22 protein-coding genes and 4 pseudogenes are annotated in these 24,153 nt (G+C 55.0%); 6 read left to right on the top strand and 20 right to left on the bottom strand.

What is annotated here, in order from left to right:
* Window positions 1-38 precede the first annotated feature (38 nt).
* The 5 genes and pseudogenes from EHO01S_RS02145 to EHO01S_RS18075 all read right to left on the bottom strand — a co-directional run.
* Window positions 39-1,406, bottom strand: a complete 1,368-nt coding sequence (locus EHO01S_RS02145) for an L-serine ammonia-lyase (protein WP_024522409.1) — start codon at window positions 1,404-1,406, stop codon at window positions 39-41.
* A gap of 98 nt (window positions 1,407-1,504) precedes the next feature.
* Entirely contained in the window at window positions 1,505-2,797 is a 1,293-nt protein-coding gene (locus EHO01S_RS02140) for an HAAAP family serine/threonine permease (protein WP_035370175.1), read from the bottom strand.
* 824 nt (window positions 2,798-3,621) lie between these two features.
* Window positions 3,622-4,386, bottom strand: a complete 765-nt coding sequence (gene deoR / locus EHO01S_RS02135; RefSeq protein ID WP_024522407.1) for a DNA-binding transcriptional repressor DeoR — start codon at window positions 4,384-4,386, stop codon at window positions 3,622-3,624.
* 269 nt (window positions 4,387-4,655) lie between these two features.
* On the bottom strand, window positions 4,656-5,264 hold the full coding sequence (gene ybjG / locus EHO01S_RS02130) for an undecaprenyl-diphosphate phosphatase (protein WP_024522406.1): 609 nt from the start codon (window positions 5,262-5,264) through the stop codon (window positions 4,656-4,658).
* Between the two features lie 168 nt (window positions 5,265-5,432).
* Window positions 5,433-5,773: pseudogene (locus EHO01S_RS18075) on the bottom strand (NAD(P)-dependent oxidoreductase); the annotation flags it as partial.
* Between the two features lie 353 nt (window positions 5,774-6,126).
* On the opposite strand from EHO01S_RS18075, the pseudogene EHO01S_RS18065 reads away from it, so the two are divergent.
* Window positions 6,127-6,291: pseudogene (locus EHO01S_RS18065) on the top strand (transposase); the annotation flags it as partial.
* On the opposite strand, the pseudogene EHO01S_RS18810 reads toward EHO01S_RS18065, so the two are convergent.
* The 5 genes and pseudogenes from EHO01S_RS18810 to EHO01S_RS02110 form a co-directional block, all read right to left on the bottom strand.
* Window positions 6,284-6,438 (bottom strand): annotated as a pseudogene (locus tag EHO01S_RS18810) (IS5/IS1182 family transposase); the annotation flags it as partial. The pseudogenes EHO01S_RS18065 and EHO01S_RS18810 sit on opposite strands and share 8 nt — an antisense overlap.
* Before the next feature lie 68 nt (window positions 6,439-6,506).
* Window positions 6,507-7,376 carry a DMT family transporter gene (locus EHO01S_RS02120; RefSeq protein WP_024522404.1) on the bottom strand — a complete coding sequence of 290 codons (870 nt, stop codon included), beginning with the start codon at window positions 7,374-7,376 and terminating at the stop codon, window positions 6,507-6,509.
* Entirely contained in the window at window positions 7,373-8,440 is a 1,068-nt protein-coding gene (locus EHO01S_RS02115) for a hypothetical protein (protein WP_024522403.1), read from the bottom strand. Before EHO01S_RS02115 ends, EHO01S_RS02120 begins: the two co-directional genes overlap by 4 nt.
* 547 nt (window positions 8,441-8,987) lie before the next feature.
* A pseudogene (locus EHO01S_RS18055) lies at window positions 8,988-9,167 on the bottom strand (IS3 family transposase); the annotation flags it as partial.
* A gap of 266 nt (window positions 9,168-9,433) precedes the next feature.
* The gene (locus tag EHO01S_RS02110) at window positions 9,434-11,122 is read right to left on the bottom strand and encodes an aspartate:alanine antiporter (protein WP_024522402.1); all 1,689 of its coding nucleotides are present in this window, start codon (window positions 11,120-11,122) and stop codon (window positions 9,434-9,436) included.
* 296 nt (window positions 11,123-11,418) lie between these two features.
* Here EHO01S_RS02110 and ybjM point away from each other — a divergent pair, with 296 nt between their 5' ends.
* Window positions 11,419-11,799 carry an inner membrane protein YbjM gene (gene ybjM / locus EHO01S_RS02105; protein ID WP_024522401.1) on the top strand — a complete coding sequence of 127 codons (381 nt, stop codon included), beginning with the start codon at window positions 11,419-11,421 and terminating at the stop codon, window positions 11,797-11,799.
* Between the two features lie 99 nt (window positions 11,800-11,898).
* On the opposite strand, the gene EHO01S_RS02100 is transcribed toward ybjM, so the two are convergent.
* A complete protein-coding gene (locus tag EHO01S_RS02100) occupies window positions 11,899-12,171 on the bottom strand; it encodes a GrxA family glutaredoxin (protein WP_024522400.1) in 273 nt (90 codons plus the stop codon).
* Between the two features lie 277 nt (window positions 12,172-12,448).
* Here EHO01S_RS02100 and nfsA point away from each other — a divergent pair, with 277 nt between their 5' ends.
* A complete protein-coding gene (nfsA, locus tag EHO01S_RS02095) occupies window positions 12,449-13,171 on the top strand; it encodes an oxygen-insensitive NADPH nitroreductase (protein ID WP_024522399.1) in 723 nt (240 codons plus the stop codon).
* A gap of 46 nt (window positions 13,172-13,217) precedes the next feature.
* Here the strand turns inward: nfsA and EHO01S_RS02090 are convergent, their stop codons facing one another.
* Entirely contained in the window at window positions 13,218-13,412 is a 195-nt protein-coding gene (locus EHO01S_RS02090; RefSeq protein ID WP_024522398.1) for a DUF4250 domain-containing protein, read from the bottom strand.
* A 155-nt stretch (window positions 13,413-13,567) separates the two neighbouring features.
* Here EHO01S_RS02090 and EHO01S_RS02085 point away from each other — a divergent pair, with 155 nt between their 5' ends.
* The 3 genes from EHO01S_RS02085 to rlmC all read left to right on the top strand — a co-directional run bounded on the left by EHO01S_RS02085 (window position 13,568) and on the right by rlmC (window position 15,849).
* On the top strand, window positions 13,568-14,059 hold the full coding sequence (locus EHO01S_RS02085) for a type III secretion system chaperone family protein (RefSeq protein WP_024522397.1): 492 nt from the start codon (window positions 13,568-13,570) through the stop codon (window positions 14,057-14,059).
* 114 nt (window positions 14,060-14,173) lie between these two features.
* Window positions 14,174-14,653, top strand: a complete 480-nt coding sequence (locus EHO01S_RS02080; RefSeq protein ID WP_024522396.1) for a YbjO family protein — start codon at window positions 14,174-14,176, stop codon at window positions 14,651-14,653.
* A gap of 53 nt (window positions 14,654-14,706) precedes the next feature.
* Window positions 14,707-15,849 (top strand): 23S rRNA (uracil(747)-C(5))-methyltransferase RlmC, encoded by a 1,143-nt coding sequence (rlmC, locus tag EHO01S_RS02075; RefSeq protein ID WP_024522395.1) that lies wholly within the window; start codon window positions 14,707-14,709, stop codon window positions 15,847-15,849.
* Here rlmC and EHO01S_RS02070 read toward each other — a convergent pair.
* From EHO01S_RS02070 to EHO01S_RS02035, 8 genes are all read right to left on the bottom strand, one after another.
* Window positions 15,837-16,325, bottom strand: a complete 489-nt coding sequence (locus tag EHO01S_RS02070; protein WP_024522394.1) for a methylated-DNA--[protein]-cysteine S-methyltransferase — start codon at window positions 16,323-16,325, stop codon at window positions 15,837-15,839. The two genes, rlmC and EHO01S_RS02070, sit on opposite strands and share 13 nt — an antisense overlap.
* Before the next feature lie 96 nt (window positions 16,326-16,421).
* On the bottom strand, window positions 16,422-17,156 hold the full coding sequence (locus tag EHO01S_RS02065; protein WP_024522393.1) for an arginine ABC transporter substrate-binding protein: 735 nt from the start codon (window positions 17,154-17,156) through the stop codon (window positions 16,422-16,424).
* A gap of 229 nt (window positions 17,157-17,385) precedes the next feature.
* Entirely contained in the window at window positions 17,386-18,054 is a 669-nt protein-coding gene (artM, locus tag EHO01S_RS02060) for an arginine ABC transporter permease ArtM (protein WP_024522392.1), read from the bottom strand.
* A complete protein-coding gene (gene artQ / locus EHO01S_RS02055; protein ID WP_024522391.1) occupies window positions 18,054-18,770 on the bottom strand; it encodes an arginine ABC transporter permease ArtQ in 717 nt (238 codons plus the stop codon). The genes artM and artQ overlap by 1 nt, the downstream gene beginning before the upstream one ends.
* Before the next feature lie 93 nt (window positions 18,771-18,863).
* A complete protein-coding gene (gene artJ / locus EHO01S_RS02050) occupies window positions 18,864-19,595 on the bottom strand; it encodes an arginine ABC transporter substrate-binding protein (RefSeq protein WP_005287726.1) in 732 nt (243 codons plus the stop codon).
* A gap of 37 nt (window positions 19,596-19,632) precedes the next feature.
* Entirely contained in the window at window positions 19,633-20,361 is a 729-nt protein-coding gene (artP, locus tag EHO01S_RS02045; protein WP_024522390.1) for an arginine ABC transporter ATP-binding protein ArtP, read from the bottom strand.
* A 266-nt stretch (window positions 20,362-20,627) separates the two neighbouring features.
* The gene (locus EHO01S_RS02040; RefSeq protein WP_024522389.1) at window positions 20,628-21,665 is read right to left on the bottom strand and encodes a fimbrial protein; all 1,038 of its coding nucleotides are present in this window, start codon (window positions 21,663-21,665) and stop codon (window positions 20,628-20,630) included.
* 18 nt (window positions 21,666-21,683) lie between these two features.
* Window positions 21,684-24,134 carry a fimbrial biogenesis outer membrane usher protein gene (locus tag EHO01S_RS02035; protein ID WP_024522388.1) on the bottom strand — a complete coding sequence of 817 codons (2,451 nt, stop codon included), beginning with the start codon at window positions 24,132-24,134 and terminating at the stop codon, window positions 21,684-21,686.
* Between the last annotated feature and the right edge of the window lie 19 nt (window positions 24,135-24,153).

Below are 24,153 nucleotides of genomic sequence, written 5' to 3'. Positions count from 1 at the left end.
GCCCGGCATGAGCCGGGCATTGCACATGTAGCGGGGATTTAACCACAGGAAAGCACTTTCAGCGCCAGGCCACCGCGTGACGTTTCACGGTACTTGGCGTTCATGTCTTTACCGGTTTCGTACATGGTCTCGATGACCTTATCCAGGCAGACGCGCGGATCGCTGGTACGGCGCAATGCCATCCGAGCCGCGTTCACCGCTTTGACGGCGGCGATGGCGTTACGTTCGATGCACGGCACTTGAACCTGGCCGGCGACCGGGTCACAGGTCAACCCCAGGTTGTGCTCCATCGCGATCTCGGCCGCCATGCAGACCTGGGCCGGGCTGCCGCCCAGTAGTTCCGCCAGACCGGCGGCGGCCATGGAGCAGGCGACGCCGACTTCGCCTTGGCAGCCGACTTCGGCACCGGAGATGGAGGCGTTCATCTTATACAGCGTACCGATGACCCCGGAGGCCAGGAAGTAGCGGGTATAGGAGTTGGCGTTAACTTCGCGGATAAATTTGTCGTAGTAGGCCAAGACCGCCGGAATGATCCCGCAGGCACCGTTGGTCGGGGCTGTCACCACCCGCCCACCGGCGGCGTTCTCTTCGTTAACCGCAAAAGCGAACATGTTGATCCAGTCGACCACCGCCATCGGATCGATGCTGGTCTTGTCGTTGGTGACCAGCATGCGGCGCAGCGCGGAAGCGCGACGCGGCACACGCAGTGGCCCCGGCAATACGCCTTCGGTGTTCATGCCGCGCTCGATACCGGTACGCATGACATCCCAGACGCGGGCGAAATGCGCGTCGATCTCTTCCTTGCTGTGCAACGCCAGCTCATTTTGCATCACCAGGCCGGAGAGCGAGAGACCGGACTCTTTGCACAGACGCTGTAGATCGGCGGCGCTAGCGTAAGGGTAGGGAACCGAGATCGGCTGGCTGCTCTGCTGACCAAAGTGCTCTTCGTCGACGATGAAGCCGCCGCCGATGGAGTAGTAGGTCTTGCTGTAGATCACCTGATCGCCGGCCAGGGCGGTGATGCGCATACCGTTTTCGTGCAGGGAGAGATTATCTTCGTGGAAGTTCATGCTGGTTTCCAGCGGGAACGCCACTTCATGGCGGCCGTTAGCCATCAGCAGGCGGCCACGAGTCTCGACATCTTTGATAAAGCCGGGAATGCTGTCGATATCGACGCTATCCGGTAGGTTACCGGCCAGACCCATGATGATGGCCAGATCGGTGTGGTGTCCTTTGCCGGTCAGTGACAGGGAGCCATAAACGTCAACAACGACGCGGGTGACGTCGTTCAGTAGACCCTTTTCGATCAGGTCGTCGCAAAATTGTTTACCGGCCTTCATCGGCCCGACGGTGTGGGAGCTGGATGGGCCAATGCCGATCTTATAGATATCAAAAACACTAATCATATCGCCTCCAATGATTCATCAAGGCTGGGAATTAAATCTGTTGCCAAGCTAAAAAAACGACCGGCGCGAAGACACGCCGGTCGAGTTATCGAGCTTAATTAACCGAACAGGGTATACAGGATTGCGGAGATGGCAATCAGACCCATTACTACAACAAATACGTTGCTGATGTGACCACTGTACTTGCGCATGGCCGGGACTTTGTTGATGGCGTACATCGGCATCAGGAACAGGATCATCGCGATAACCGGACCGCCCAGGGTTTCAATCATACCCAGGATGGACGGGTTCAGGGTGGCCACGATCCAGGTAGTCAGCAGCATGAACAGTGCCGTGATCTTGTTCAGCTTGCCAATTTCGATGCTCTTGCCACGGCTACGCAGTGACTTGATGACCAGACCGTTGAAGCCTTCACGTGCACCCAGGTAGTGACCCAGGAACGACTTGGTGATGGCTACGAAGGCGATGATCGGCGCCGCGAAAGCGATGACCGGTGTATTAAAGTGGTTAGCCAGGTAAGACAGAATAGAGATGTTCTGTGCCTTGGCTTCAGCCAGATCCGCCGGAGAGAGGCTCAGGACGCAACTGAACACGAAGAACATCACGGTCAGCACCATCATGATGTGTGCGTAGCTCAGGATCTGAGAGCACTTCTTCTCGGCCAGGTCATCACCGTACTCTTCACGCTTCGCTACAGCGAAGGCAGAGATGATCGGTGAGTGGTTGAAGGAGAACACCATGACCGGAATGGCCAGCCACAAGGTCATCCACAGGCCGCTGCCGGAGGCAGAGCTGGCGATGGCGGCGCTGTCGAAGATGGCACCGTTCCAGTTCGGGATCAGATACAGGGCCAGCAGCATCAGTACCGCGACGAACGGGTACACCAGGATACTCATCACCTTAACGATCAGATGCTCACCGAAACGTACGATGGTCATCAGGCCCAGGATCAGGATCAGGGACAGAATGATACGCGGCGGAGCCGTCATACCCAACTGGTGGGTGATGAAGCTTTCCACCGTGTTGGTGATGGCGACGCTATAGACCAGGCAGATCGGATAGATCGCGAAGAAGTACAGCAGGGTGATCAGTTTACCTGCGCCGATACCGAAGTGCTCTTCAACCACTTCAGTGATGTCTTCGCCCGGATTTTTACCGGACAGAACGAAACGCGTCAGACCACGGTGGGCGAAGAACGTCATCGGGAACGCCAGGATCGCCATGATGATCAACGGGATCAGACCGCCGACGCCGGCGTTGATCGGCAGGAACAGAACGCCCGCACCGATCGCTGTACCATACAGGCCCAGCATCCACATGGTGTCTGACTTACGCCAGGCACTCTTTGCAGCAGAGGTAGAAGCAATAGTACCAGTTTGAGTGGTGTCCATAGTGTCTCCAAATTGAACACATGTGTTCTGATCGGTCTATTCACCCATGGGCAAACAGACGCTCAATCAGGGAACTGAGTGAGTTAATAATTCCTAATGAAAAAACGAAAAAGTTTAATCCGTTAAAATAAAGCCGCTGAGCGGAAAAGAGCACAAACAGTAATCGCTCGCCATTTCTTGAAAACAGCGAACCGATTGAATCCGTTCAGAAAACAACTTTTCTTGTTGGTGTGCTACAGCATTTTTCGGGCGCAAAGATATAGATTTACAGTTTAAACGTCCGTGATCAGGCTCGCAAATGCAATATTCATTTATTTTTAGCCGTTTTTTGCCGGATTTTTGGTCAAAAGTCAAACAAAGACTTAACAAATAGAATCGCACAACGTAACATAATTAGCGAGTTAAGTAAAAAAATGTAGATATTATGTGATGGATATTCTAGCGCATGACTTTCCTCTATTTGATTGCATTACAGTCAAATAACTCTTATAGGTTACGCCGAGGTTGTTTTTTTAATATATTGTTTTTAAAAGAGTTTTTAATTTAAAGTCAAGATTTTTCAATTCGGGTTAATTATTCGTCGTGTCGTTGAAAAATAACGCAACCGTTATCGTTTCAGATAATTCATGAATAATAAAAGAGGCCATGTCTGCTATTACATATTATGTATGATAATTAATTCTATCGTTTGACTAGGGGGGCACATTTTACCGAAAGAAAAAACTTGATGGGATTTTATACCGCAAGATTAGGCTGCCGTTGTTATGCGTTACGGGAGAAGTAATAACGACGGCAACGATAAACTGAGTGAGCAACACAAGAGGCTAGTATAATAATTGTACTTGGTGCGTATGGAGGTAGGTCTTTAATTCGGCAGGCGGCGCTTGATCGCAAATGAGGGTGCTAAACTGCTCTAATGGCGCGATCCAGGCGCTGCGCACCTCGCCAAATTTGCTGGCATCGGCGATTAAGAGGGTGCGGCGAGAGCAGAGTAGTGCCTTACGCTTCATGGTGATCTCGTCGAGGTTGTAGCAGGTTGCCCCCTGTTTAATTGAGATGCCGGCTGCGGAGACGAAGGCGAGTGTCGGGCAGAGGTTGTCTAACTCGCTGGCACCGTCGCTGGCGACGAAGATGGCGCTGTCTGGGTTAAAGATACCCCCGCACAGGATCACCCGACAATGGGGTTTGCTCTGTAAGGCGAGAAAGGTGTTTAGCGAATAACAGACGCCGGTAAAGCGCAACTGCTCATCGATGGCATCGATGATAAAGGGCACCGTGGTCCCACAATCGAAGAAGACCACATCGTCCTGCTGCACTTGTTTCGCCGCCAGGGCGCCGATGTGACGTTTCTCTTTGACCTGTTTTTCCTGCTGATCGCTGACAAAGTAGCGCACACTCTGGTGGATCTTGGGATCCAGTACGACGTAACCGCCCAGCAATACCACATCGCTGTTCTGGGCCGCCAGATCGCGGCGGATGGTCATTTCCGAGACATTCAGCAATTCGGCTGCGTCTTTCAGGTGCAGCTTATCGGTACGTTTCAGTGCCTGAGATAGGCGATTGATACGATCGTAACGCCGGGCTTCCATAATCTCTCTCGCTGTGTGATTCCGTGAATGGCGTCGACGGACCTGAGGGAGGCGGCCGCCGCTTGATACAACGCAAGACACCTCGGCCTGCGTAGCCATGCCTGAGTTTTATCAACAACAGAATACGCCCTAGCTGCGCGGAAACGACGCGTAGGGGAAAGCATACTGTGTTACTTCCCCTACATGATACGCCGTTTCTTGATGATTACGTGACATTTTTATTTGTCACATGTCACGCATCACGCCTGTAACTGGTTCGCCGACTGAGATCAGTTTTGTACCCAACCCCGCCGAATGGCGTAACCGAAGAGGCGGCGGTAAAGGCGCTGTAGGGCGATGAATAGCGTGTTGCCATAAGCGGGCCAGAGTAGTTGCACCAGGCCGCAACAGGCCAGGGAGATCAAGAACGCGCCGATCATATCCAGCGGCCAATGCACGCCTAAGTAGATGCGTGACCAGGCGATGGCGATGCCGCAGAGCAACAGCGCCAAACCAGCAGCCTTGCGCGGCGACCAAAACAGAAAGGCCAGCGCGAAGCTGAAGATGGCACAGCCGTGATCGCTAGGATAAGAACTGTCGCGGGCATGAGGGAGAAACTGCTGGCCGAGTCCAATGGCGAAGGGGCGCGGATGGGGCAGTAGCCAGCCGATGATCTGGGCCAACAGGAGGGTGATGATCAGGGTCAGCGTCGCCTGGCTGATGATCACCCGGCGCGCGGGAAGTTGCGCCGCGTTACCCCAGAGCCAGCCGGCGATGATGGTGAGCGGAACTACCAGGATTAAATCCTTGGCGATGAAGCGGGCGAACATCAGCAAGGCCTGTGGGGCGTGGGGCGTGGCGTTGATCCACAGAAACAGGGCGCGGTTAAACTCTTCCATTCAAGCAGACTCACTAAACAGCGTAACAGGAGAACGACAACCCGCCCCGTCAGTGGCGAGCGGGCAAGCGCTAAACTATAAGGAGATGCGTCTGCTTACGCCAATGCTAATGTGCGGCGGTTGTCGCCGGGTTTAACCTCAGGGTACGCGGCCAGGCTTAAGGAAACCTTATTCCGCTCGAAGGGCGTGGAGGAATTGATGGCGTGAACGGTGATTCACGCAGTTGCGCCGGATATCGCCAGCCAGTGCGGCGATCAGGTTCTCTACCGCGCAGCGCGCCATCGCATAGCGTGTCTCATGGGTCGCCGAGCCGATATGCGGCAATGCAACGACATTGGCTAACCGGAGTAGCGGATCGTCGACGGGGATCGGTTCAGGATCGAAGACATCCAACCCGGCGGCGCGCAGTCGGCCCGATTGTAATGCTTGGAGCAGAGCGTGTTGATCGACAATTTTTCCCCGGGCACACCATTGATTAGGATCGCGCCAGGCTTCATCTGAGCGAGTCGCTGCGCATGGTGACTAAGAGCCTATCCCATTAGGCTATTTTTATTTGCCATTTTGGCCCTGGGCAGTGCTCACACAAAACTTCAAAAAGTTTTGAACGCCCTTCAGGGCAGCCCGAAGGGTGAGCGAAGCGAATAATCCTCACGTACTGCGTGTACGCTCCGGTTGTTGCGCGCTGTCCGTGTCCAAACAGGCTGCAACAATACACGCCTACTGGGATGGGCTCTAAGACTGATATTATTTTCTCTGAGTTAGAGGAAGAGATCGGCTTTGTTAATGGAATGGCCGCCCCTACATCTTGTGCCACAGTGGGACGATAAATCGTCACTACTTGAGCGGAGCGGTCATCATGAGTGTTAAGACTATCGGCAACGCCAGCAATTTCGAAAATAGTCGACAGTTGGCTGCCTGGTTAGGACGGGTTCCACGTCAGTATTCAAGTGGTGGTAAACAAGTCTTGCTCGGGATAAGCCAACGAGGTGATGCTTATTTACGAACCTTACTCATTCATGGTACCAGGCCTGAGTCGCCTCATCATCCAGCCAGAAAGTGACGGAGCCACGATTGACGAGGGCTTTGTTGTCGTTGTGCCAGTTGGTGATCCTGAACGTCTGCTTTGCCACGGGGCTGTCTGCGCTGTCAGCGGATGCGTGATCTGATCCTGCAACTCAGCAAAAGTTCGATTTATTCAACAAGGCCTCAGATACCGTCAATCTTCACCGGGTGCAGTCCCTGTTACTCGTTTTGTCCATATTTTCTGTTTAACCAGAACACACTGGTGATCGTCATGATGATCCCTGTAGCCTGTACTATGGATATTATTTCACCTAAAAATAGCCATGACAGGACAAGTGCTATAACAGGGATAAAATAAAGCATCACTCCTGCCACATGTACCTGAATCCACTGGAGGGCATGTAAGTAGAGAAAGAACGCCAGAAAATACTGCATGACACCAGAGAAAACGACGAGCAGAATCGAATTAACAGGGAGTAAGACTGGCGTTCCGCTGATCAGTAAAGATATAACTGACAGGATAACACAAAATGTCAGTTGTCCGGTCAGTAGGGCCAGGGGGGTAAATTCGGCAACCAGTTTCGACGATATCACGACATAGAATGCTGCAGACAATACGCCAATAATGACCAGAAGATAGCCCTCCAGGCTTCCATCTTCCCCTCTGATGTCAGGTAAGACGGTCATCAGACTGCCTGTCATCGCGGTACAAAGAAGTAATGAAAATATCCCGGGTGTTTCTACTCTCACTCGTAGTATGACAACCGAAAGAATCAGGATGAATACGGATTCCAGAGAGAATATTACTGATGCAATCCCTACAGGAACAATTTCCAGTCCGTACAGGGTAAGGGTGTAGGCAAGAAATGGCTCAAATAATCCCGTGGAATATGCCAGCATACTTCTTTTATTTAGCGGGAAATTTGTTCTGGCGGCGAGAAGAACTGCCCATGATAATATTGCAGCAGAAATTATCTGAAAAAGAAAAAGAGAGCCCGGGTTGAGTTCATCAAGGCTGGCTTTACTCATTACGATGGCTCCCCCCCAGGAGAATGCCGCCAGCATGGCAAGGATAATCCCTTTTATCATAGGTATTCTTCTTTTCGGTAAAGGGGGCCATCTTCATAACGCCGCGGGGCAAAAGGATTGAAGAAAGCAGCTTCCTCGTCAAGCGGAATTCCAATGAATTCACCATAGTAGGGATTTTCTGCTGAAAGCTTTTCCAGAGAGACATAGAACAGTACATTCCAGCGAAATATCATCGGATCATGATCGTTAATTTTATCAAGCCTTCTGTCATCGCATGTTAACGCTCCAGGGATGAGAACATCTGTATGATAAAAGCCGCTGTAATAAGCTCCCTGTCCATGTGTCAGGGGACAACCATATCTGTCAACCTTTTTTTCCGGGTGCCAGGTTGTTGACAGTTTACCCGGATGAGAAATGCCTCCCTGGCCGACCGATTGTTTTGTCATGTTTTTAATATCTTCCAGTGAATGTAACTCACTGTCATAGATCCCGTTCTTCAGTGCCAGTTGCATGAAATGCCCCGGCGCGTTGACGGAGATAAGGAACCCTCCTGGTATCCGTCGATCATGATTCCTAGTGCCATGCGCGGATGAATAGAAAGTATTGATCCCTGCTTTGTAGATTTTTATTCCCTCCGCCTCCTGGAGGGGGATGCTGTCCGTATAGATAATGTCTTCCATAACAGGGTAGCATTCCGGTATATACAGAGAGCAGATGCGCTTTTGTACTTCCATAAATTCTTTACAGGGACGGGCATAAGCGAGATAGGGACTTACGAAATATATTAGATGGGCACTGACCTCGCCTTTCATCGCACGTTGTTTGAAGCGGAGACGTTCGTCTTTCAGATAATGAAATAGTGTTGCTTCATCAGAGAGTATTGACTCTGAATTGATAACAGACAGATGATAATCAAGGCCTTTCATTTTTTTACTGGCCAGCTTTCCGAAAACACAAGGTTGTTTTACTGAGGCCCATTTACGGAGTATCTTTTCGATCTGATTTTTATTCCTTTCAGTAAAGATCACTTCGTGGACGTCGTCTATATCCTTCCCAAACGATGTATCCTTTCCCATTTGGGGCAACCGATAAATCATTTCTATAAGTAATGTTTTATTTTTCATTTTCCTTCCTTTGATTATTTGTGCTTATGATATTCCATTTTTTAGCACCACAAAAACTGTATTCCAGATGTGTTAGATATTCAATGACTTTTACATCGTAGACATGGTGAAAGACAGATGTTTTTCCTGGTTGGTTAATGTGTTAATCTGTATCTCCTTGTGAAGGTGATAATAATCTCTGGTTTTTTTATGGAAATGGTGATAACAGCTACTAGTTGTGAAACGGAGGAAATTATCGGAAATATGATACTAGCGGTAATCACTGTCCCTGTCGGCCCATATTCTGGACTGAATGTGATGCGCCTGTCTGTGGTTAGTGCAGGCTAGTGTAACCAGCAGTTGCGAGCGAAATTATTATTTTTGAATCCAGAAATTCCTCTGGATAACATATTTTCTGGCTTCCAGAATTAGCAAAATGCTTTTATCCGGAGCTCAACTGGACTGCCCCACCCCAGGAGACGATCCTGCCCTATAGTTTGATGATGATGATGAAGAATCCAGCCGGTGAACCGTACCGGGTTTTTGGGCGAGTTTTTAGTCTGAGAACTCAGGCTGCCATAACCCCGTTTCCGATGGCAGCATAATACGTTTTTTCGGCTTCAGCAGGGGGGATGTGATCGAGTCGTTCCAGTAGCCGGCGATTGTTGTACCCGTCTACCCACGCCAGTGTGGTCAGCTCCACCTCCTGCCGGTTTTTCCCGCTCTGTCGGTGTATCACCTCCGCTTTGGGTACGGTTCGAGGCGGTTATTGAAGGGGTGTCGCCACACCGAACACACTGCTTGTGTAACAAGTTTGATGATAAAACGATTTTTCTACAGGCAATAAAAAACCCGATAACCTTGAACCTAAGCGGCGGGATTATCGGGCTCCTCAATATGGGGACGTCAAAGAAAAGCAGTGGCATTAATTCAGACTGACAGCGGCGCAGAAAGTTCAGCCGCCGGCGACGAAAAAGATGATCTTTTTTTGTCGCCGGTGAGGGGTGTGGAGCGTCAGCCCACCACGCCGGGCCAGATGATGACGATCAGAGTACCGGCCAGGGTCAGCAGCACGTTGGCGATGGCGTAGGTACCGGCATAACCCAGGGCAGGGATGTTACTGCGTGAGGCGTCGTTGATGATGTCCATGGCCGGCGCACAGGTACGCGCCCCCATGATGGCGCCGAACAGCAGCGCGCGGTTCATCTTTAACACGAAGGCGCCGAACAGGAAGCAGATCACCACCGGTACCAGACTGACGATCAGTCCGGCGACCAACATCTGGCCGCCGACGTCGCCCAGGCCATTGCGCATGCCGGCGCCAGCGCTCAGACCGACCCCCGCCATAAACACCATCAGGCCAAATTCCTTCACCATGTTCAGCGCCCCCTGCGGAATGTAACCGAAAGTCGGGTGGTTGGCGCGTAGGAAGCCCAGCATGATGCCAGCGAACAGCAGGCCGGCGGCGTTGCCGATGCCGAAGGAGAAGCCGGTGAACTGGAAGGTGATCAGGCCGATCATCAGGCCGATGATAAAGAAGGCACAGAAGGCCAGCAGGTCGGTGACCTGGCTGTGAATTGAGATGAAGCCGATGCGGTCGGCCACACTCTTAACACGGCGAGCATCACCGCTGACCTGCAACACATCACCTTTGTTGAGTACGATATTGTCGTCGATCGGCATCTCTATCTGGCTGCGGATCACCCGGTTCAAGAAGCAGCCGTGGTCGGTTAGCTTGATTTGGCTGAGCCGCTTGCTGACGGCGTTGCTGTTCTTCACCACGATCTCTTCGGTGACGATGCGCATGTCTAGCAGGTCGCGGTCAAAGACTTCCTTACCGTTACGGAAGCTTGGGTCGAGGCGCGCGTGTGCGTCGGGATAGCCAACCAGGGCGATCTCATCGCCGACCTGGAGCACCGCATCGCCGTCCGGCGTTGCCAGGATGCCGTTGCGGCGGATTCGTTCGATATAGCAGCCGGTCTGGCTGTAGATCCCTAATTCACGCAGATTCTTGCCATCCGCCCAGGCGACCAGCTCTGGGCCGACGCGATAGGCGCGGATTACCGGGAGAAACACCTTGCGTTGGGTGTCGTTGTCCAGACCGCGTTCGCGGGCGATCTGTTGGGCCGAGGTGGGCAGATCCTGGTGTTGTAGCTTTGGCAGATAGCGAGCGCCGAAGATCAGGCTAACCAGGCCGACCAAATAGGTCAAGGCGTAGCCCAGACTGAGGTGATCTTGTAGCTGGCCCAGGTGAGGATTATTGACCAGTGTCTGGCGGAGGGTATCGCCCGCACCCACCAACACCGGCGTCGAGGTCATCGAGCCAGCGAGCATCCCAGCGGTCAAGCCGATGTCCCAGTGAAATAGCTTACCCAGCCCCAGCGCGATAAACAGGGCGCTGGCGACCATCACTAAGGCCAGCATGAGATAGTTTTTCCCGTCACGGAAGAAGATGGAAAAGAAGTTGGGCCCGGCTTCGATACCGACGCAGAAAATAAAGAGCATGAATCCTAGGTTGAGGGCATCGGTGTTGATGGCGAAGTGCTGCTGGCCCAGGAGTAGGGAGACCACGAGTACGCCGATGGAGTTACCCAGTTGGATGGAGCCTATACGCAGTTTTCCGAGGCACAGCCCCAGCGCCAGGACCACGAACAGCAGCAGGATATAATTGCCTGTTAACAAACTCGCGACATCAATATTCATGTAGAATAACTTATTGTTAACTATCAGGTTCTTGATATGATCGACTGTTAGAGCTAAATTCAGCCGTAGAATATATGAGAATTCACCGAGAACATGCCAGCGGTGAATGGTGGATACCCTATGGGTATGACCGCCCATTTTAGACGGTTGGTTGACGGACAGCCAGCAAAAAGCCGTCCTCAGTTGATAGTTCGTTGTTTTTCTGCGCCGGGAAGCGATTCGCTCGTTGCGGGTAGACCGTTCGCGGTTTGCCTCATCGGGGGGAAGGGTATCTTTTCGCTGTAGGGAGGCATGGGGTGGCGAACAGACGACGTTGGTTTTCTCTTATTCTCTGTTTTTTTTTAGTGACGGCGCTTTTTTTCCTGTTGCACGGTTACAGTCAGCCGAATGGCGACGGTGGTGCCAGTTTGCCGGGGATGCGTCCCGGATTATTGCTGTATATGTTGCCGGGGGCGATCGCCTGTCCCTTGGCGCAGCGGTACCGCGTCTTGACGGTGTTTTACGGCGCATCGGCGGCGGCTCTCTGCTGCCTACTGCTGCACACGCAGTGGTTAGCGTGTGAGGTGAATGTGCTACAGATGCTGCCCTATAGCGCCAGCATGGTGTTTTGGTGCGTGTTTGGTGCGCTGTTGTACTGGTTCACGGCGGTGATGCGAGGTCAGCATGCTATTCGATAGTTATCACCGATGATGTGGTTTACCGTTTTGCTTGAGGCTTGCTGTTAGAGACATAAAAAAAACCGCCGTAGCGGTTTTTTTATTGGCCGTCGTCACGTGTTAGTTGGCGTTATTGAACAGCTCCAGATGTGCCTTGGCATAGGCTTCAAAGTCGGTGCAACCGCCGATGTGTTGCTGATCGATAAAGATCTGCGGTACGGTTTCCACCGGCTTACCGACGGTTTTGGAGAGGTCTTCCTTACTGATGCCTTCGGCATGAATATCGACATAGCGGAATTTAAAATCATCGCGCTCGGCGCTCAGCTTCTCGGCCAACTCTTTGGCACGGACACAGTAGGGGCAACCCGGACGCCCAAAGATCACTGCAAACATGAGAGGACTCCTTAGAGGAAATGGCAAGTCCCACTAAATCCCCAACGGGGTTAGCGTGGGCTTTTGAATGCGCATTACTATGCCTGTAGCCCGCGCTAAAAAAAAGTAGGATTTGCCTGTTACTTTGATAAATTTCATCTATCCAATGCTAAGGTTTGACCGATGACGGCGCATCCAGGGTCAACGGCGGAGCGGGTGAACGCGTTAGCATCGGAGCATGCCGTCTCGCGGCGTTATCTTATTCGTTTACGCGACTCATCAGGGAGCTAGCTAACTTATGATCTCGACCATTGATTTGTTGTGCGATCACCGTTCTATTCGTCAATTTAGCAGCACACCGATCAGCGAGGCGCAGCGCCTGGCGATCTTCGAGGCGGCGCGCGCTACCTCTTCATCCAGTTTCTTGCAATGTACCTCGATCATCCGGGTCACCGATCGCGCGTTGCGTGAGCAACTGGTCGAGCTGTCCGGCGGGCAGCAATATGTCTTGGAGGCGGCCGAGTTCTGGATCTTCTGTGCCGACTTTCAGCGCCATCAACAGATCTTCCCGCAGGCCGAGTTGGGATCGGCCGAACAGTTGCTGTTGGGCTGCGTCGATGCGGCGCTGATGGCACAGAATGCGTTGACCGCCGCCGAGTCGTTGGGATTGGGAGGCGTATTCATCGGCGGTATCCGTAATCATATCGAGCAGGTGACCACGTTGTTGGCCTGTCCGCAGCATGTGTTGCCGCTGGTCGGCCTCTGCCTGGGCTATCCGGCGCAACGCCCGCAGCAGAAGCCGCGGTTACCGTTGAGCATTCTGGTGCACGAGAACCGCTACCAGCCGTTGGATCGTGCGGCGTTAGCCGCCTATGACGCCCATGTCAGCGCCTATTACGCCGAGCGGAGCGACCATAGCCGGCAGGATAGCTGGAGCGAGCAGATTAGCCGTACGCTGGAGAAGGAGCGCCGTCCTTTTATGCTCGACTACCTGCACCGCCAGGGGTGGATTACGCACTAAGCGGCCGAGGCCCGTCTGGCGAGTGATGCTGTCGGCGGGCGCGAGCTTAGCGTGGGATGAACTGGTTGCTGTCGCGGTAATAACGGAAACCGGCAGCGGCCAGGCGTGACTCCAACTGTGGCTGAGGGATCTCGTAGCGTGCGCACAACGCCGACAGTGAGTCACACTCGTCGCGCAACTTCATGTTGATGATGCTCAGCAGCATCAGCGGGTCCATCGTGGCATAACGGGATAACGGCATGGCGATCTCCTGGTCGTGTGTGCGGATGGCAGGCTTTCCAGACGTCAACGCGGCAATAAATTGCCTGCGGGCATGGCGCAAGCGGCCAAAGTTCCGTAAGCTATGCCCCCTTTCTAATAACAATTATCCGATTTATCTTTGTGAGGTAGGGCGCAATGGATCCTCTAATCGTCCCCGATCTGGACGTGTTACGGCACTGGCTGGATCAACGGGGTACCACCTTCTTCGAGTGTGACTCCTGCCAGGCGCTGCATTTACCACACATGCAGAATTTTGACGGGGTATTCGACGCGAAAGTCGACCTCCTTGATAACACTATCCTGTTTACCGCACTGGCGGAAGTCCGTCCTACGGCGTTGATCGCGCTGGTGACGGAATTGAGCCAGATTAATGCCAGCACGTTGGGCGTCAAGGCATTTGTCGACATCCAGGATGATAACCTGCCGAAATTCATTGCCTGCATGTCACTCAATGCCAGCGTCGGTGTTACGTTCGAACAATTTTCTGCCTTTATGCAACAGGCCGAGGAGCAAATTTCCATGGTGATGATGGAAGCGCGCGCAAACGGCATGCTGTTCTTAGGCGAAGGGGAAGAGGGCGAAGGCGAATTCAGCGCCGAAACCAGTGGCGGTCCGCTGCTTCACTGACCTTCCGCTGGGGCTAACGCCTTGATGGAATATCGTTATTCGTTATCGATGGCTTGTATCGGCCGTTCATCATCCTTATGATGAAATACGTTACGTCCAGCGGAGCCGGATGCGATGGCACAGATGAGCAGTATACAGCCAAGGATAGACCATTTTGTTGCGGCCCCGGTGCCGGTGTTGATCGCCGGAACCGCCCTGATAGGTATTCGTCTGACGAGCGTGGTGTTGTTGTGCGTCACCCTTGGCCTGAGCGGTATCGCCGCCTTTCTCAGCGAAGCGTTGCAAAGTTGGCAGACGATCCTACTACTTAGCGCTAGCCTGGTACTCTGGTTGATCGAGCTGGGCTGCGGCTTGGCGATGATGCTTGGCAAGCGGCTCAGTCGTTGGATCTACCTCGGTTGCCAGTTACTGGTGACCGGTTACATGCTGTGGGCCTCGCTCGGTTGGTTCCATCCCGAGCTATTCAGTGTCCCGGGGGAGGATGGCGGCCAGATCTTACAGGTTTTGCTAGGCCAGAAGTTGCCCGATCTCTTGATCCTGGCGCTGCTGTTTATTCCTTCCGCCAGCCGGCGCTACTTCCATCGTGCGCTGTGATACAATTCCCCGCCCCGAGCGTTTCCGTTTCTATTTCCATCGAGTGAGTTGTGATGCATTGTGCCCAGTATCAGGCGGGCCGCTGTCGTTCTTGTCAGTGGCTTTCCCTTCCTTATTCCCGTCAGTTGGACGATAAACAGCAGCATTTAGCCGCGCTGCTGCAAGGCCTGCCGGTGGGAGCGTGGCTACCGGCACGTCCCAGCGCCGAACAGGCGATGCGTAACAAGGCGAAAATGGTGGTCAGTGGTAGCGTCGAGCGCCCGTTGTTGGGCATGCTGACACGTGATGGTGAGGGGGTGGATCTGTGCGATTGCCCGCTCTATCCTGCCAGCTTCGCGCCGGTGTTTGCCGTGTTGAAGGCCGTTATTCCGCGCGCTGGCCTGACGCCCTATAACGTGGCGCGGCGGCGCGGTGAGTTGAAATACCTGTTGTTGACGGAAAGCCGCCTCAACGGTGAGATGATGCTACGCTTCGTGCTGCGTTCGGAACGTAAGCTGGCCCAGTTGCGTCAGGCGTTGCCATGGCTCCAGGCGCAACTGCCACGGTTGACGGTGATCAGCGTCAATATTCAGCCGGTGCATATGGCGATTTTGGAAGGGGAGCAGGAGATCTTCCTGAGTGAACAGCAGGCGTTGGAGGAGTCCTTCAACGGTGTGCCGCTCTATATTCGCCCGCAGAGCTTCTTCCAGACTAACCCCGATGTGGCCGAGGCGCTTTACGCCGAGGCACGTGACTGGGTACGTGCGTTGGGCGTGACGGCGATGTGGGATCTGTTCTGTGGCGTCGGCGGTTTCGGTTTGCACTGCGCGACCCCCGAAATGACATTAACTGGCATCGAGATCAGCGCCGAGGCCATCGCCTGCGCTCGGCGTTCGGCCGCACGTCTGGGATTGGTATCGGTGAATTTCGCCGCTCTCGATTCCGCTGCCTTCGCCGACGGGACTGGCAGCGCACCGCAGCTGGTGCTGGTCAATCCGCCGCGGCGTGGCATCGGAGCCGCGCTGTGCAACGACCTGCGTCGCATGGCACCGCCCTACATTCTCTACTCCAGCTGCCATGCCCAGAGCATGGTACAGGATATCGAACGCTTGGCGGAGTACCGTATCGATAAGATCCGCCTGTTCGACATGTTCCCGCATACCGCCCATTACGAGGTACTGACACTGTTGGTACATCAGCGTGTTCAGGCGCGGTAAGGGATCCCCTCAAGATCCAGTAGGGCTTGCTTGATCGCCAGACCGCCGCTGTAACCGGTCAGATTGCCCGCCTTGCCGAGGATGCGATGGCAAGGGATCAGGATGGCGATAGGATTACGCCCCACCGCGCCGCCGACGGCTCGTACGGCGCGCGGATTGCCCAGTTGCTCGGCCAGGGCGGCATAGTGGCTGCTCTCTCCATAGGGAAGCGTGCATAGCTGCTGCCAGACTTGTTGCTGAAAGGGCGTGCCTTGCGGCGCCAGCGGCAGCGCGCGCCAATCGGGACGTTGACCGGCGAAGTAGGCGTCGAGCAGTGACCGGGTACGGCTCAAGAGGGGATAGGCCTCGTCGAGCCTCCAGGAGGAGGGGATCACGCGGCTGATCAGTTCATTGGGCAGCCATAGTTGGCGCAGGCCGACGGCGTCGGCGACCAACAGCAGTGGGCCGAACGGTGAGTGGTAATGGGCGTAATGCATGTGGGCTCCAGGCGGTGGGCGGGCGATGGCGACCATGCTAACAAATCGCCCGCAGCGCGCCAATCGGGAAGGCGAAAGGCGCGGCGGTGCGGTGTATCAGGAGGCGGGGAACCACTTGTCGCTGATCTTCTGGTAGGTCCCATTGGCCTTGATGGCGGCCAGCGCCTGGTTGAGTTGCGCCAGCAGTGACTTATCGTTCGGACGTACCGCGATGCCTAGCCCGATGCCGAAGTAGTGCGGATCGGTGACATGCTCGCCGACCGATGCCAACTGTGGGTTGTTCTTCAGCCACTCATTGACCACCGCCGTGTCGCCGAATACCCCGTCGATGCGTCCGCTCTTCAGATCCAGAATGGCGTTCTGGTAGCTGTCATAGGCTACGGTTTTGATCTCCGGATGCTTCTCTTGCAGGTATTTCTGGTGGGTGGTGCCACTCTCCATCCCGACGCGTAACCCTTTCATGTCGGCCATGCTGTGGTATTTCCCTTTCTGGGCGATGATGATCGCGGAGTTGGCGTAGTAGGGCTGGGTAAACGCCACCTGCTTCTGCCGCTCAGGGGTGATGTCCATGCCGGAGATGACGGCATCGTAACGCTTAAACTTCAGCGCGGTGATCAGACTGTCGAATGCTTGGTTGCTGAAGGTGCAGTGAGCCTTCATTTCCTGGCATAGCGCCTTGGCCAAATCGATATCGAAGCCGACGATGTTGTTGTTGGCGTCGAGAGACTCGAACGGTGGATAAGTAGCCGACGAGGCAAAACGAATATTCTCTGCCGCCTGAGTGCCAAAACTCATTGCGGCAACGATGGCGCAGACCAGTAACTTCTTCATAGCTAACTCCTGTACAAGGCCCATCCCGCGGGGTGTGATAGATGCTGTTTGTTGTTTGTCAGTACGTGTCGAGGGGGCTAACGGGAACGATCGTCGCCGCCTGTCACCTGTCTGAATGTGCCATTGAGTGAATTATTATGCAATACTTGTGATTAAATATTTTAATGGCATGATGAAAGGAATAAAAAAAGACCGGTCGAAACCGATCTTTTTCTGTGATGAGGCGGGGCTAGTTGCGTTGTTCAAAGGCCAAGGCGCGGCGTTCGATCATGCGCATCATCAGGGTGAGTAGGCCGTTGACGCACAGGTAGACTATCCCGGCTGCGCCGAACACCATCACATCGTAGGTCCGGCCATACAGCTGCTGCGCATAGCCCATCACCTCCATTAGGGTGATGGTGTACGCCAGCGAGGTACTCTTGAAGATCAGCACCACCTCGTTGGAGTAGGAGGAGAGGGCGCGTTTAAAGGCATATGGTAGCAAGATGCGCAGGGTCTGTCCCTTAGACATCCCCAACGCGGCACAGGATTGCCACTGGCCATTCGGGATGGCGCGCATCGCGCCGTAAAACAGCTGCGTACTGTAGGCGGCGCTGTTTAGCGCTAGCGCCAGCATGGCGCACAGCCAGGGTTGTGACAAGGCACTCCATAGCCAGGGCGTTTCGCGGATCCAGGCGAACTGCCCGGGCCCGTAGTAGATCAGGAAGATCTGTACCAGGAGCGGGGTGCCGGTAAACAGGGTGATGTAGCCCTGTACCAATAGCGTCAGCCCACGTGGCCGCAGGGTCAGGATCACGGTAAAGCAGAGTGCGAGCACCAGGGCCACCAGCAGGGAGACCACGGTCAATGACAGGCTGGTGTGCAGTCCCTGCAACAAGTCGGGAATATAGCTCAACATCAAGAAGCACTCCGTTCAAAGCGGGTAGTACGTAGTTCGATATGCTTGAGCACATACTGGCTGAGTAAGGTGATCAGCAAATAGATCGCGGCGGCCACACAGTACCAGGTGAACGGTTCCTGGGTCCGGGTGGCGATGCTCTTGGTTTGTAGCATTAGGTCATTGACGCTGATCAGCGAGACCAGCGCAGTATCCTTGAGCAACACCAGCCACTGGTTACCCAGTCCCGGCAGAGCGTGGCGCCACATCTGCGGCATCACCAGGCGGAAGAAGATATGGGTCTTGCTCAGCCCTAACGCCATCCCGGCCTCGCGTTGCCCTTGCGGCACCGCCTTCAGCGCGCCGCGTAGGGTCTGAGAGCCATAGGCGGCATACAGTAAGGCCAAGGCCAACACCCCACACAGGAACGGACTGACCTCGAAGTTATCGATGTTCAGCTGTAGCGTGAGGGTGGTAAAGCCCAGATTAAGCGGGATACCATCGGAGAGCCACAACAGCAACTGTGAGGAGCCGAAATAGATGAACAGCACCACCAGGATCTCCGGCAGCCCACGCAGCAGGGTGACCCAGGCGCTACCCAACAACGCCAGTGGACGGTAACGGACCGACTCCCAGACGGCAAACAGCATGGCAAGAACCAGGCCGAGCAGCAGAGCACAGAGAGCTAAGCCGACAGTGATGCCGGCAGCATGGACTAAGGGTATAAATTCAATCATTGCCTGACGCCTATCCCATCAGGCGGCCTGCGCCGCCCGCATGTTGCTAACCATAACGCCTACGCCGATAGGCACTACTGGCATTGCCGATGATTATTTCTGGAACCATTTGTCGTAGATGGTCTGGTAGGTGCCATCTTGCTTAAGCTGATTCAGCGCCTGGTTGAACTGCTCCAGTAGCTTGCTGTTGCCCTTGCGTACTGCGATGCCTAAGCCGCTGCCGAAGTAGTCGGCATCGGTCACCTTACTGCCAACCGGCGCCAGATTCGGGTTCTGTTTCAGCCATTCGTTGACCACTGCCGTGTCGCCGAAGACCGCATCGATACGGCCATTCTTCAGGTCGAGAATAGCGTTCTGATAGCTGTCGTAAGGCACCGGCGTCAGCTCGGGGTGTTTGTCCATCAGGTATTTCTGATGGGTGGTACCGTTCTGGATACCGACCCGTTTGCCTTTCAGCGCCGCCACATCGGCAACCTTGCCCTTTTCGGCGATGAACAGGGCCGAGTTGTCATAGTAGGGCTGAGAGAAGTCGACCTGTTTCTGCCGCTCCGGCGTGATGTCCATCCCGGAGATCACCGCATCGATACGCTTGAACTTCAGGCTGGGGATCAGACTGTCGAAAGATTGATTGCTGAAAGTACAGGTGGCCTTGATCTGGGTACAGATGGCGTTGGCCAGATCGATATCGAATCCCTGCATCTTATTCTGCGCGTCCATAAACTCGAACGGCGGATACGAGGCTTCGGCGGCGAAGCGAATGGTTTCGTTTGCCGAGGCAGAGACGCTGATACCGGCTAACATCGCAGCAATTATGATTTTTTTCATCGCAGACTCCAACGGTTACGCATGGCCTCGCGGGCCGTTAATGGGACAAATATCCGGCAAACTCATTGGTCTGCGGATGAATAAAGTGGCTGGCGTCGCCCTGTTCGATGATGCGACCCTGCTCCATATACACGACGCGGCTGGCGGTCTTACGTGCCACCTCGACTTCGTGGGTGACGATCACCTGAGTGATACCGGTCTCCGACAGCTCACGGATGATGCTGACGATCTGGGCGGTGATCTCCGGATCGAGGGCGGCGGTCGGTTCGTCGAACAGCAGCACTTGCGGCTCCATCATCAAGGCGCGGGCGATGGCGACCCGTTGTTGCTGACCACCGGACAGATGTAGCGGATAGCGGTCGGCGAACTCGCTAAGGCGCAAGCGCACTAATAGCTTTTCGGCCCGCGCTAGAGCATCCTCCTTCGATAGCCCCAGCACCCGGCAGGGCGCCTCGATCAGGTTATGCATCACCGACAGGTGCGGCCACAGGTTGTACTGCTGGAACACCATACCGACGTTACGCCGCAGATCGCGAATGGCTTTTTCCCCCGGCGGTTGGCGAAAATCAAACTGATGACCGGCGATACTCAGGGTACCAGAACGCGGCATCTCCAGCAGATTCAACACCCGTAGCAACGAGCTCTTACCCGCACCGCTTGGCCCGAGTAACACCAGCGTCTCACCGGCCGGGCATGCCAGGGTAATGTCAAACAGCGCCTGGTGTGCGCCGTAGTAGCAATTGATGCCGTCGATTTGAATACTCATGCGCTTAATCTGAATAGCAATTGATAGGGCAAAGAGTAACTTCATCAGAATAATTATGCAATATTTGTGGGTGAAAATTTGATGATATGCATTTTGAACGCTCATAAATAGTACGATGTCGGGCTACTCGATCGCCGGGGATGAGCGCGCGGCCGCAAGGCCCTCCGAGGGGAGGACGATGTGCTCCGCGCTTCCGTCACCAGGATGAGAGTGTGTCAGGACAGTACTCGAGGGCGTCGGACGGCGTGGCACCGCCCGAGCATGGCTTACTCGTAGTCGATGTTAATGGTGACATTGGCCTCTAGCTTGCCGGGTTGAACCTGGTTACGCGCGTAGACGTAGTAAGCGGCGCTGATGGGTAGGCTGAACCCCCGTTCGGGCAGTCCCTCCCATTGGCGGAGCAGCTTGATGCTGCTGGCGCTCGCGCCGCTACCGCCCAAGGTGACGGGCCGCTGCTGTTCGTCATACAGCACAAATCCGACCCCGGAGACGCCCCGTTGGGGCAGGATGACACGAGCGTTGCCTGCGAGTAGCGCGTCACTGCTGAGGGTCACCTTCATGGCGCGATTGGTGAGCTCGCCGTTGAGGTTATCGCACTGGGCTACCAGGGTATGGTTGGCTGTGATGCCGCTGACTTCTCCACGTTGCGGTAGATCGCTGAGAGCGACGGGCGGCAGCGTGAGGGTGGTCTCGACAAATTGGCAGGTGGTCGGCTTATAGTCCAGCTTCAGGGTGAGGTTGAGCTGATACAGATCGTTTTCTTTCGCGGGCCATTTGCCGGAGAGGAGAAAGGCAATCAGTCGGCGAATAAACTCCCCGAGCGAATCGGATGCGCCGCTGCCGGCGCTGATAATCAGCGCCGTATCTAACCGATATTCACCGTTGTCATTGGCGACTCTTTGGGTATACGTGGGCGCTACCGGCTTAGCACTGACCACCAGTTGATCGAGAAACTGTGCCGCCGTATAGCGACGATTGGTTTCCAGTTTGAGCGTATCCTGGGGAGGTGGTTGGATGGTGAACTCGATGTAGACGGCGTCATAGAATTTCACAACGATCGGTTTGGTGTAAGGCGTACCGAGATAGACCTTATTCTGCTCGCTGCTGTACTTGTCACAGCGGGTCGTTTTGCTAAATAGGGTCAGCGGCACCGCGACCTGCTGCCCGGAGGGAAACATGTTCTGATTGCTCATCAGCACCTGTCCCGTTTGGCGCTCCATGCCCGGGACTTCCAGTTTGCACCAGGAGAGCGCCGGGCCGCTGAGCAGCACGAGTAGGATAAAAAGATAACGGCGATAGTTCATGAGTCGACCTCGTAACACTCAGCGGCAAAGATGGGTTTGACTGCTCAGCGTGGCGGCTGAGAGGGTAATAGTGCAACGGTCGCCCGTCTGGGTATCCAGCGGCACCGTCACCTGTGCTGGCAAAGCGTCGCTGCGCAGGGAGATCATGCCTCCCTGGCCGACCAATCCCAGGGGCTCACCGTCGCGGCCGTTGACCGGATAACCGAAGTTGAGCGGCGCGCCGTCGGCGCGTTGTGCCCTAAAGTAGAAATGTTGGCGCGTATCAGTCTCGAAGCGCGCCAGCACCACCGCTCCCTGGTAGGGGGCTCGTTTTTGCATGTTACTCTTCAACGCTACCGTATCGTCCTGCGCCGACGGTGTCAGGCGTAGACTGTTTTCACGGTAGGGGGTCAAGGCGGCGTAGAGCGCCTGGCCGGCGCTGTTGGTGGTGTGGTAGCCGTAGCCATTGACGCTGGCGGCGCGTAGCCCCGGCGCGTCGACGATCGCCATGGTGTCCGTCAGGGTATTGCTAAATAGCACGCCACCGCGGTAGGCGACGATGCCGCCGCTGATGCCGGCGCTGCTCTGGCGGTAGTCCTGCGACTGGCTATAACTGGCGTTCAGGGTTGCCGAACGTGCCTTATAGCTCAGGTTGCCCCCGAGTGCGGTGAGCCGATCCGAGCGCTGATTGTTGAGGTTGAAGCCGTAGTTTAGCTGTTGCCACTCACCGGCGCTGCCGCTGAGCGTGGTGGTATTGGACTGGTAGCCGTTGCGATCGATGGTGGTGGCGTTGGACAGGTACAGGGGGCGGCGTGGCTCGCCGACGTTAAGCGGCAGCGTAAAGTAGAGGTAAAAACGCCGATCGCTGTTCATCCCTTGGTCGTAAGTCTGGCTGGCGGCCAACGTATAGTTCAGCTGTTGCCAGTTGTTGCTGTAGCTCACTTGGTAGTCTTGGCGCCGCTCATGACTGCCCCAGTAGTCGCGCCAGGTTCCGGAGATGAACAACGAACCCCAACCATCCGCTAGGGTCTGGTTCAGGTTGAGGGTGAAGTTGTTTTTTCGGCCTGGATCGTAGCGGTAGTGGTCCCATGCGCTGACTGGATCCGCGCGTTTATCGTTGAGGTAGAGATGATCGCTCAGCGTGCGGTAGTGGCGCGACGAATAGCGGTAAGCCGCCAGCGAGAAGTGGGTTGCGGTGGTCGCCAGATACTTGTTGTAGGCCAACTGATAGCTCTGCCCATATTGTTCGTCGCGATCTGCGAGGCGGCTGGCGGAGTGGGTAATATCCAGTGAGAAGGCCCCTAGCCTGGTATTCAGGCCGTTGCCTAGCAGCAGGGCGTAGTAGTCCTGACTGGCCTGGACTCCGCCATACAGGGTCAGCAGACTGTTCAGACCATGCTGGTAGCTGCCCTGAAAAAAGCCACGCTGATCGTCGATGTTGGGCAAGTAGGTCTGCCCTGCGGCCAGATCGTACTTGCCGACTCCCGGCTGTAGCATGTTGGGCAAGGCGGAGTAGGGGACAATGAAGCGCGTCACCCGCCCGTCGGCTTCTTGTACGCTGACATTGAGGTCGGCACCGCCGCCCACCAATTGCAGATCCTCGATAGAGAATGGACCGGGCGGTACCTCTTGACGATAGACGATGACGTCATTCTGCTCTACGGTGACCAAGGCATTGCTCTGCGCCACGCCACGCACCAGGGGGGTAAAGTGTTGTTTAGAATTGGGCAGCATGCGCAGTTCGCTGAATAGGCGGACGCCGCGGAAACGAACGCCCGCGAACAGATCGGTGGCGCTGTACATGTCTCCCAGGCGCAGTACCCCGTGTATCGGGGCGAAGCTACGCTGGAGATAAGCGCTATTGCTGCTCCAGTCGCCGCGCTGACCGTCGCGTTGGTTATAGCTGGTAGCGGCGCGCAATTGCCAGCCGAGCAGATTGAGGCCGCTGTTGAGATTGAGATAGGTATTACGGCTATGGCCGTTGCCACGATAGTCGCTGTAGTAGTAGCTAGCGTTATAGCTGGTGAAGAAGGCGTTGATACCCCGATCCCAGCCCTCCGGTGTAATATATCCTTTCTCCTTACTGATGACGAAGGCCTGTGGCAGGGTGAGGTTGAGTTGGAGCAGACCGGTGTCGAAACGGTAGCTACCACCGTGCAGCGCCTGGCGTAGTGTGATGCAGTTCGTATCGAACGGTGGCGTGGGGAGCTTAATCCCCAGGCTGTGTAACTGTGTCGCGCTCAGGCAGGTGTTATCTGGCTGCTGATCGATCGTGAGCGTGTATTGGCCGCGCCATTCACCATTCACCTGCACATCCAGTGGGTATTCACCAGGATAGGGGGCATCTGGAGAAAGGGTGATGTGGCTGAGCGCCGCATGTCTGGCGTTGCCCTTGAGAAAACGGGTATCGAAGGCATCCATGTTGGCGATGGCTTCCGTGTAAGAGAACAACAGAACCAGGGATAGGGGGGGGGTTTTTAACCTGAGCATCCATTCCTCACTCATTTTC

Origin of the sequence: Edwardsiella hoshinae NBRC 105699 = ATCC 33379 (genome assembly GCF_000474215.1) — a bacterium.
Classification (GTDB): Bacteria; Pseudomonadota; Gammaproteobacteria; order Enterobacterales; family Enterobacteriaceae; genus Edwardsiella; species Edwardsiella hoshinae.
The sequence above is the reverse complement of the archived record's forward strand: the minus strand, read 5'-3'. Positions and strand labels throughout refer to the sequence as shown.

Excerpts from the sequence above, each read along its gene's own strand:
- EHO01S_RS02145 (WP_024522409.1), bottom strand. The coding sequence starts at position 1,406 with ATGATTAGTGTTTTTGATATCTATAAGATCGGCATTGGCCCATCCAGC.
- EHO01S_RS02140 (WP_035370175.1), bottom strand. The coding sequence starts at position 2,797 with ATGGACACCACTCAAACTGGTACTATTGCTTCTACCTCTGCTGCAAAG.
- deoR (WP_024522407.1), bottom strand. The coding sequence starts at position 4,386 with ATGGAAGCCCGGCGTTACGATCGTATCAATCGCCTATCTCAGGCACTG.
- ybjG (WP_024522406.1), bottom strand. The coding sequence starts at position 5,264 with ATGGAAGAGTTTAACCGCGCCCTGTTTCTGTGGATCAACGCCACGCCC.
- EHO01S_RS02120 (WP_024522404.1), bottom strand. The coding sequence starts at position 7,376 with ATGATAAAAGGGATTATCCTTGCCATGCTGGCGGCATTCTCCTGGGGG.
- EHO01S_RS02115 (WP_024522403.1), bottom strand. The coding sequence starts at position 8,440 with ATGAAAAATAAAACATTACTTATAGAAATGATTTATCGGTTGCCCCAA.
- EHO01S_RS02110 (WP_024522402.1), bottom strand. The coding sequence starts at position 11,122 with ATGAATATTGATGTCGCGAGTTTGTTAACAGGCAATTATATCCTGCTG.
- EHO01S_RS02100 (WP_024522400.1), bottom strand. The coding sequence starts at position 12,171 with ATGTTTGCAGTGATCTTTGGGCGTCCGGGTTGCCCCTACTGTGTCCGT.
- nfsA (WP_024522399.1), top strand. The coding sequence starts at position 12,449 with ATGATCTCGACCATTGATTTGTTGTGCGATCACCGTTCTATTCGTCAA.
- EHO01S_RS02090 (WP_024522398.1), bottom strand. The coding sequence starts at position 13,412 with ATGCCGTTATCCCGTTATGCCACGATGGACCCGCTGATGCTGCTGAGC.
- EHO01S_RS02085 (WP_024522397.1), top strand. The coding sequence starts at position 13,568 with ATGGATCCTCTAATCGTCCCCGATCTGGACGTGTTACGGCACTGGCTG.
- EHO01S_RS02080 (WP_024522396.1), top strand. The coding sequence starts at position 14,174 with ATGGCACAGATGAGCAGTATACAGCCAAGGATAGACCATTTTGTTGCG.
- rlmC (WP_024522395.1), top strand. The coding sequence starts at position 14,707 with ATGCATTGTGCCCAGTATCAGGCGGGCCGCTGTCGTTCTTGTCAGTGG.
- EHO01S_RS02070 (WP_024522394.1), bottom strand. The coding sequence starts at position 16,325 with ATGCATTACGCCCATTACCACTCACCGTTCGGCCCACTGCTGTTGGTC.
- EHO01S_RS02065 (WP_024522393.1), bottom strand. The coding sequence starts at position 17,156 with ATGAAGAAGTTACTGGTCTGCGCCATCGTTGCCGCAATGAGTTTTGGC.
- artM (WP_024522392.1), bottom strand. The coding sequence starts at position 18,054 with ATGTTGAGCTATATTCCCGACTTGTTGCAGGGACTGCACACCAGCCTG.
- artQ (WP_024522391.1), bottom strand. The coding sequence starts at position 18,770 with ATGATTGAATTTATACCCTTAGTCCATGCTGCCGGCATCACTGTCGGC.
- artJ (WP_005287726.1), bottom strand. The coding sequence starts at position 19,595 with ATGAAAAAAATCATAATTGCTGCGATGTTAGCCGGTATCAGCGTCTCT.
- artP (WP_024522390.1), bottom strand. The coding sequence starts at position 20,361 with ATGAGTATTCAAATCGACGGCATCAATTGCTACTACGGCGCACACCAG.
- EHO01S_RS02040 (WP_024522389.1), bottom strand. The coding sequence starts at position 21,665 with ATGAACTATCGCCGTTATCTTTTTATCCTACTCGTGCTGCTCAGCGGC.
- EHO01S_RS02035 (WP_024522388.1), bottom strand. The coding sequence starts at position 24,134 with ATGCTCAGGTTAAAAACCCCCCCCCTATCCCTGGTTCTGTTGTTCTCT.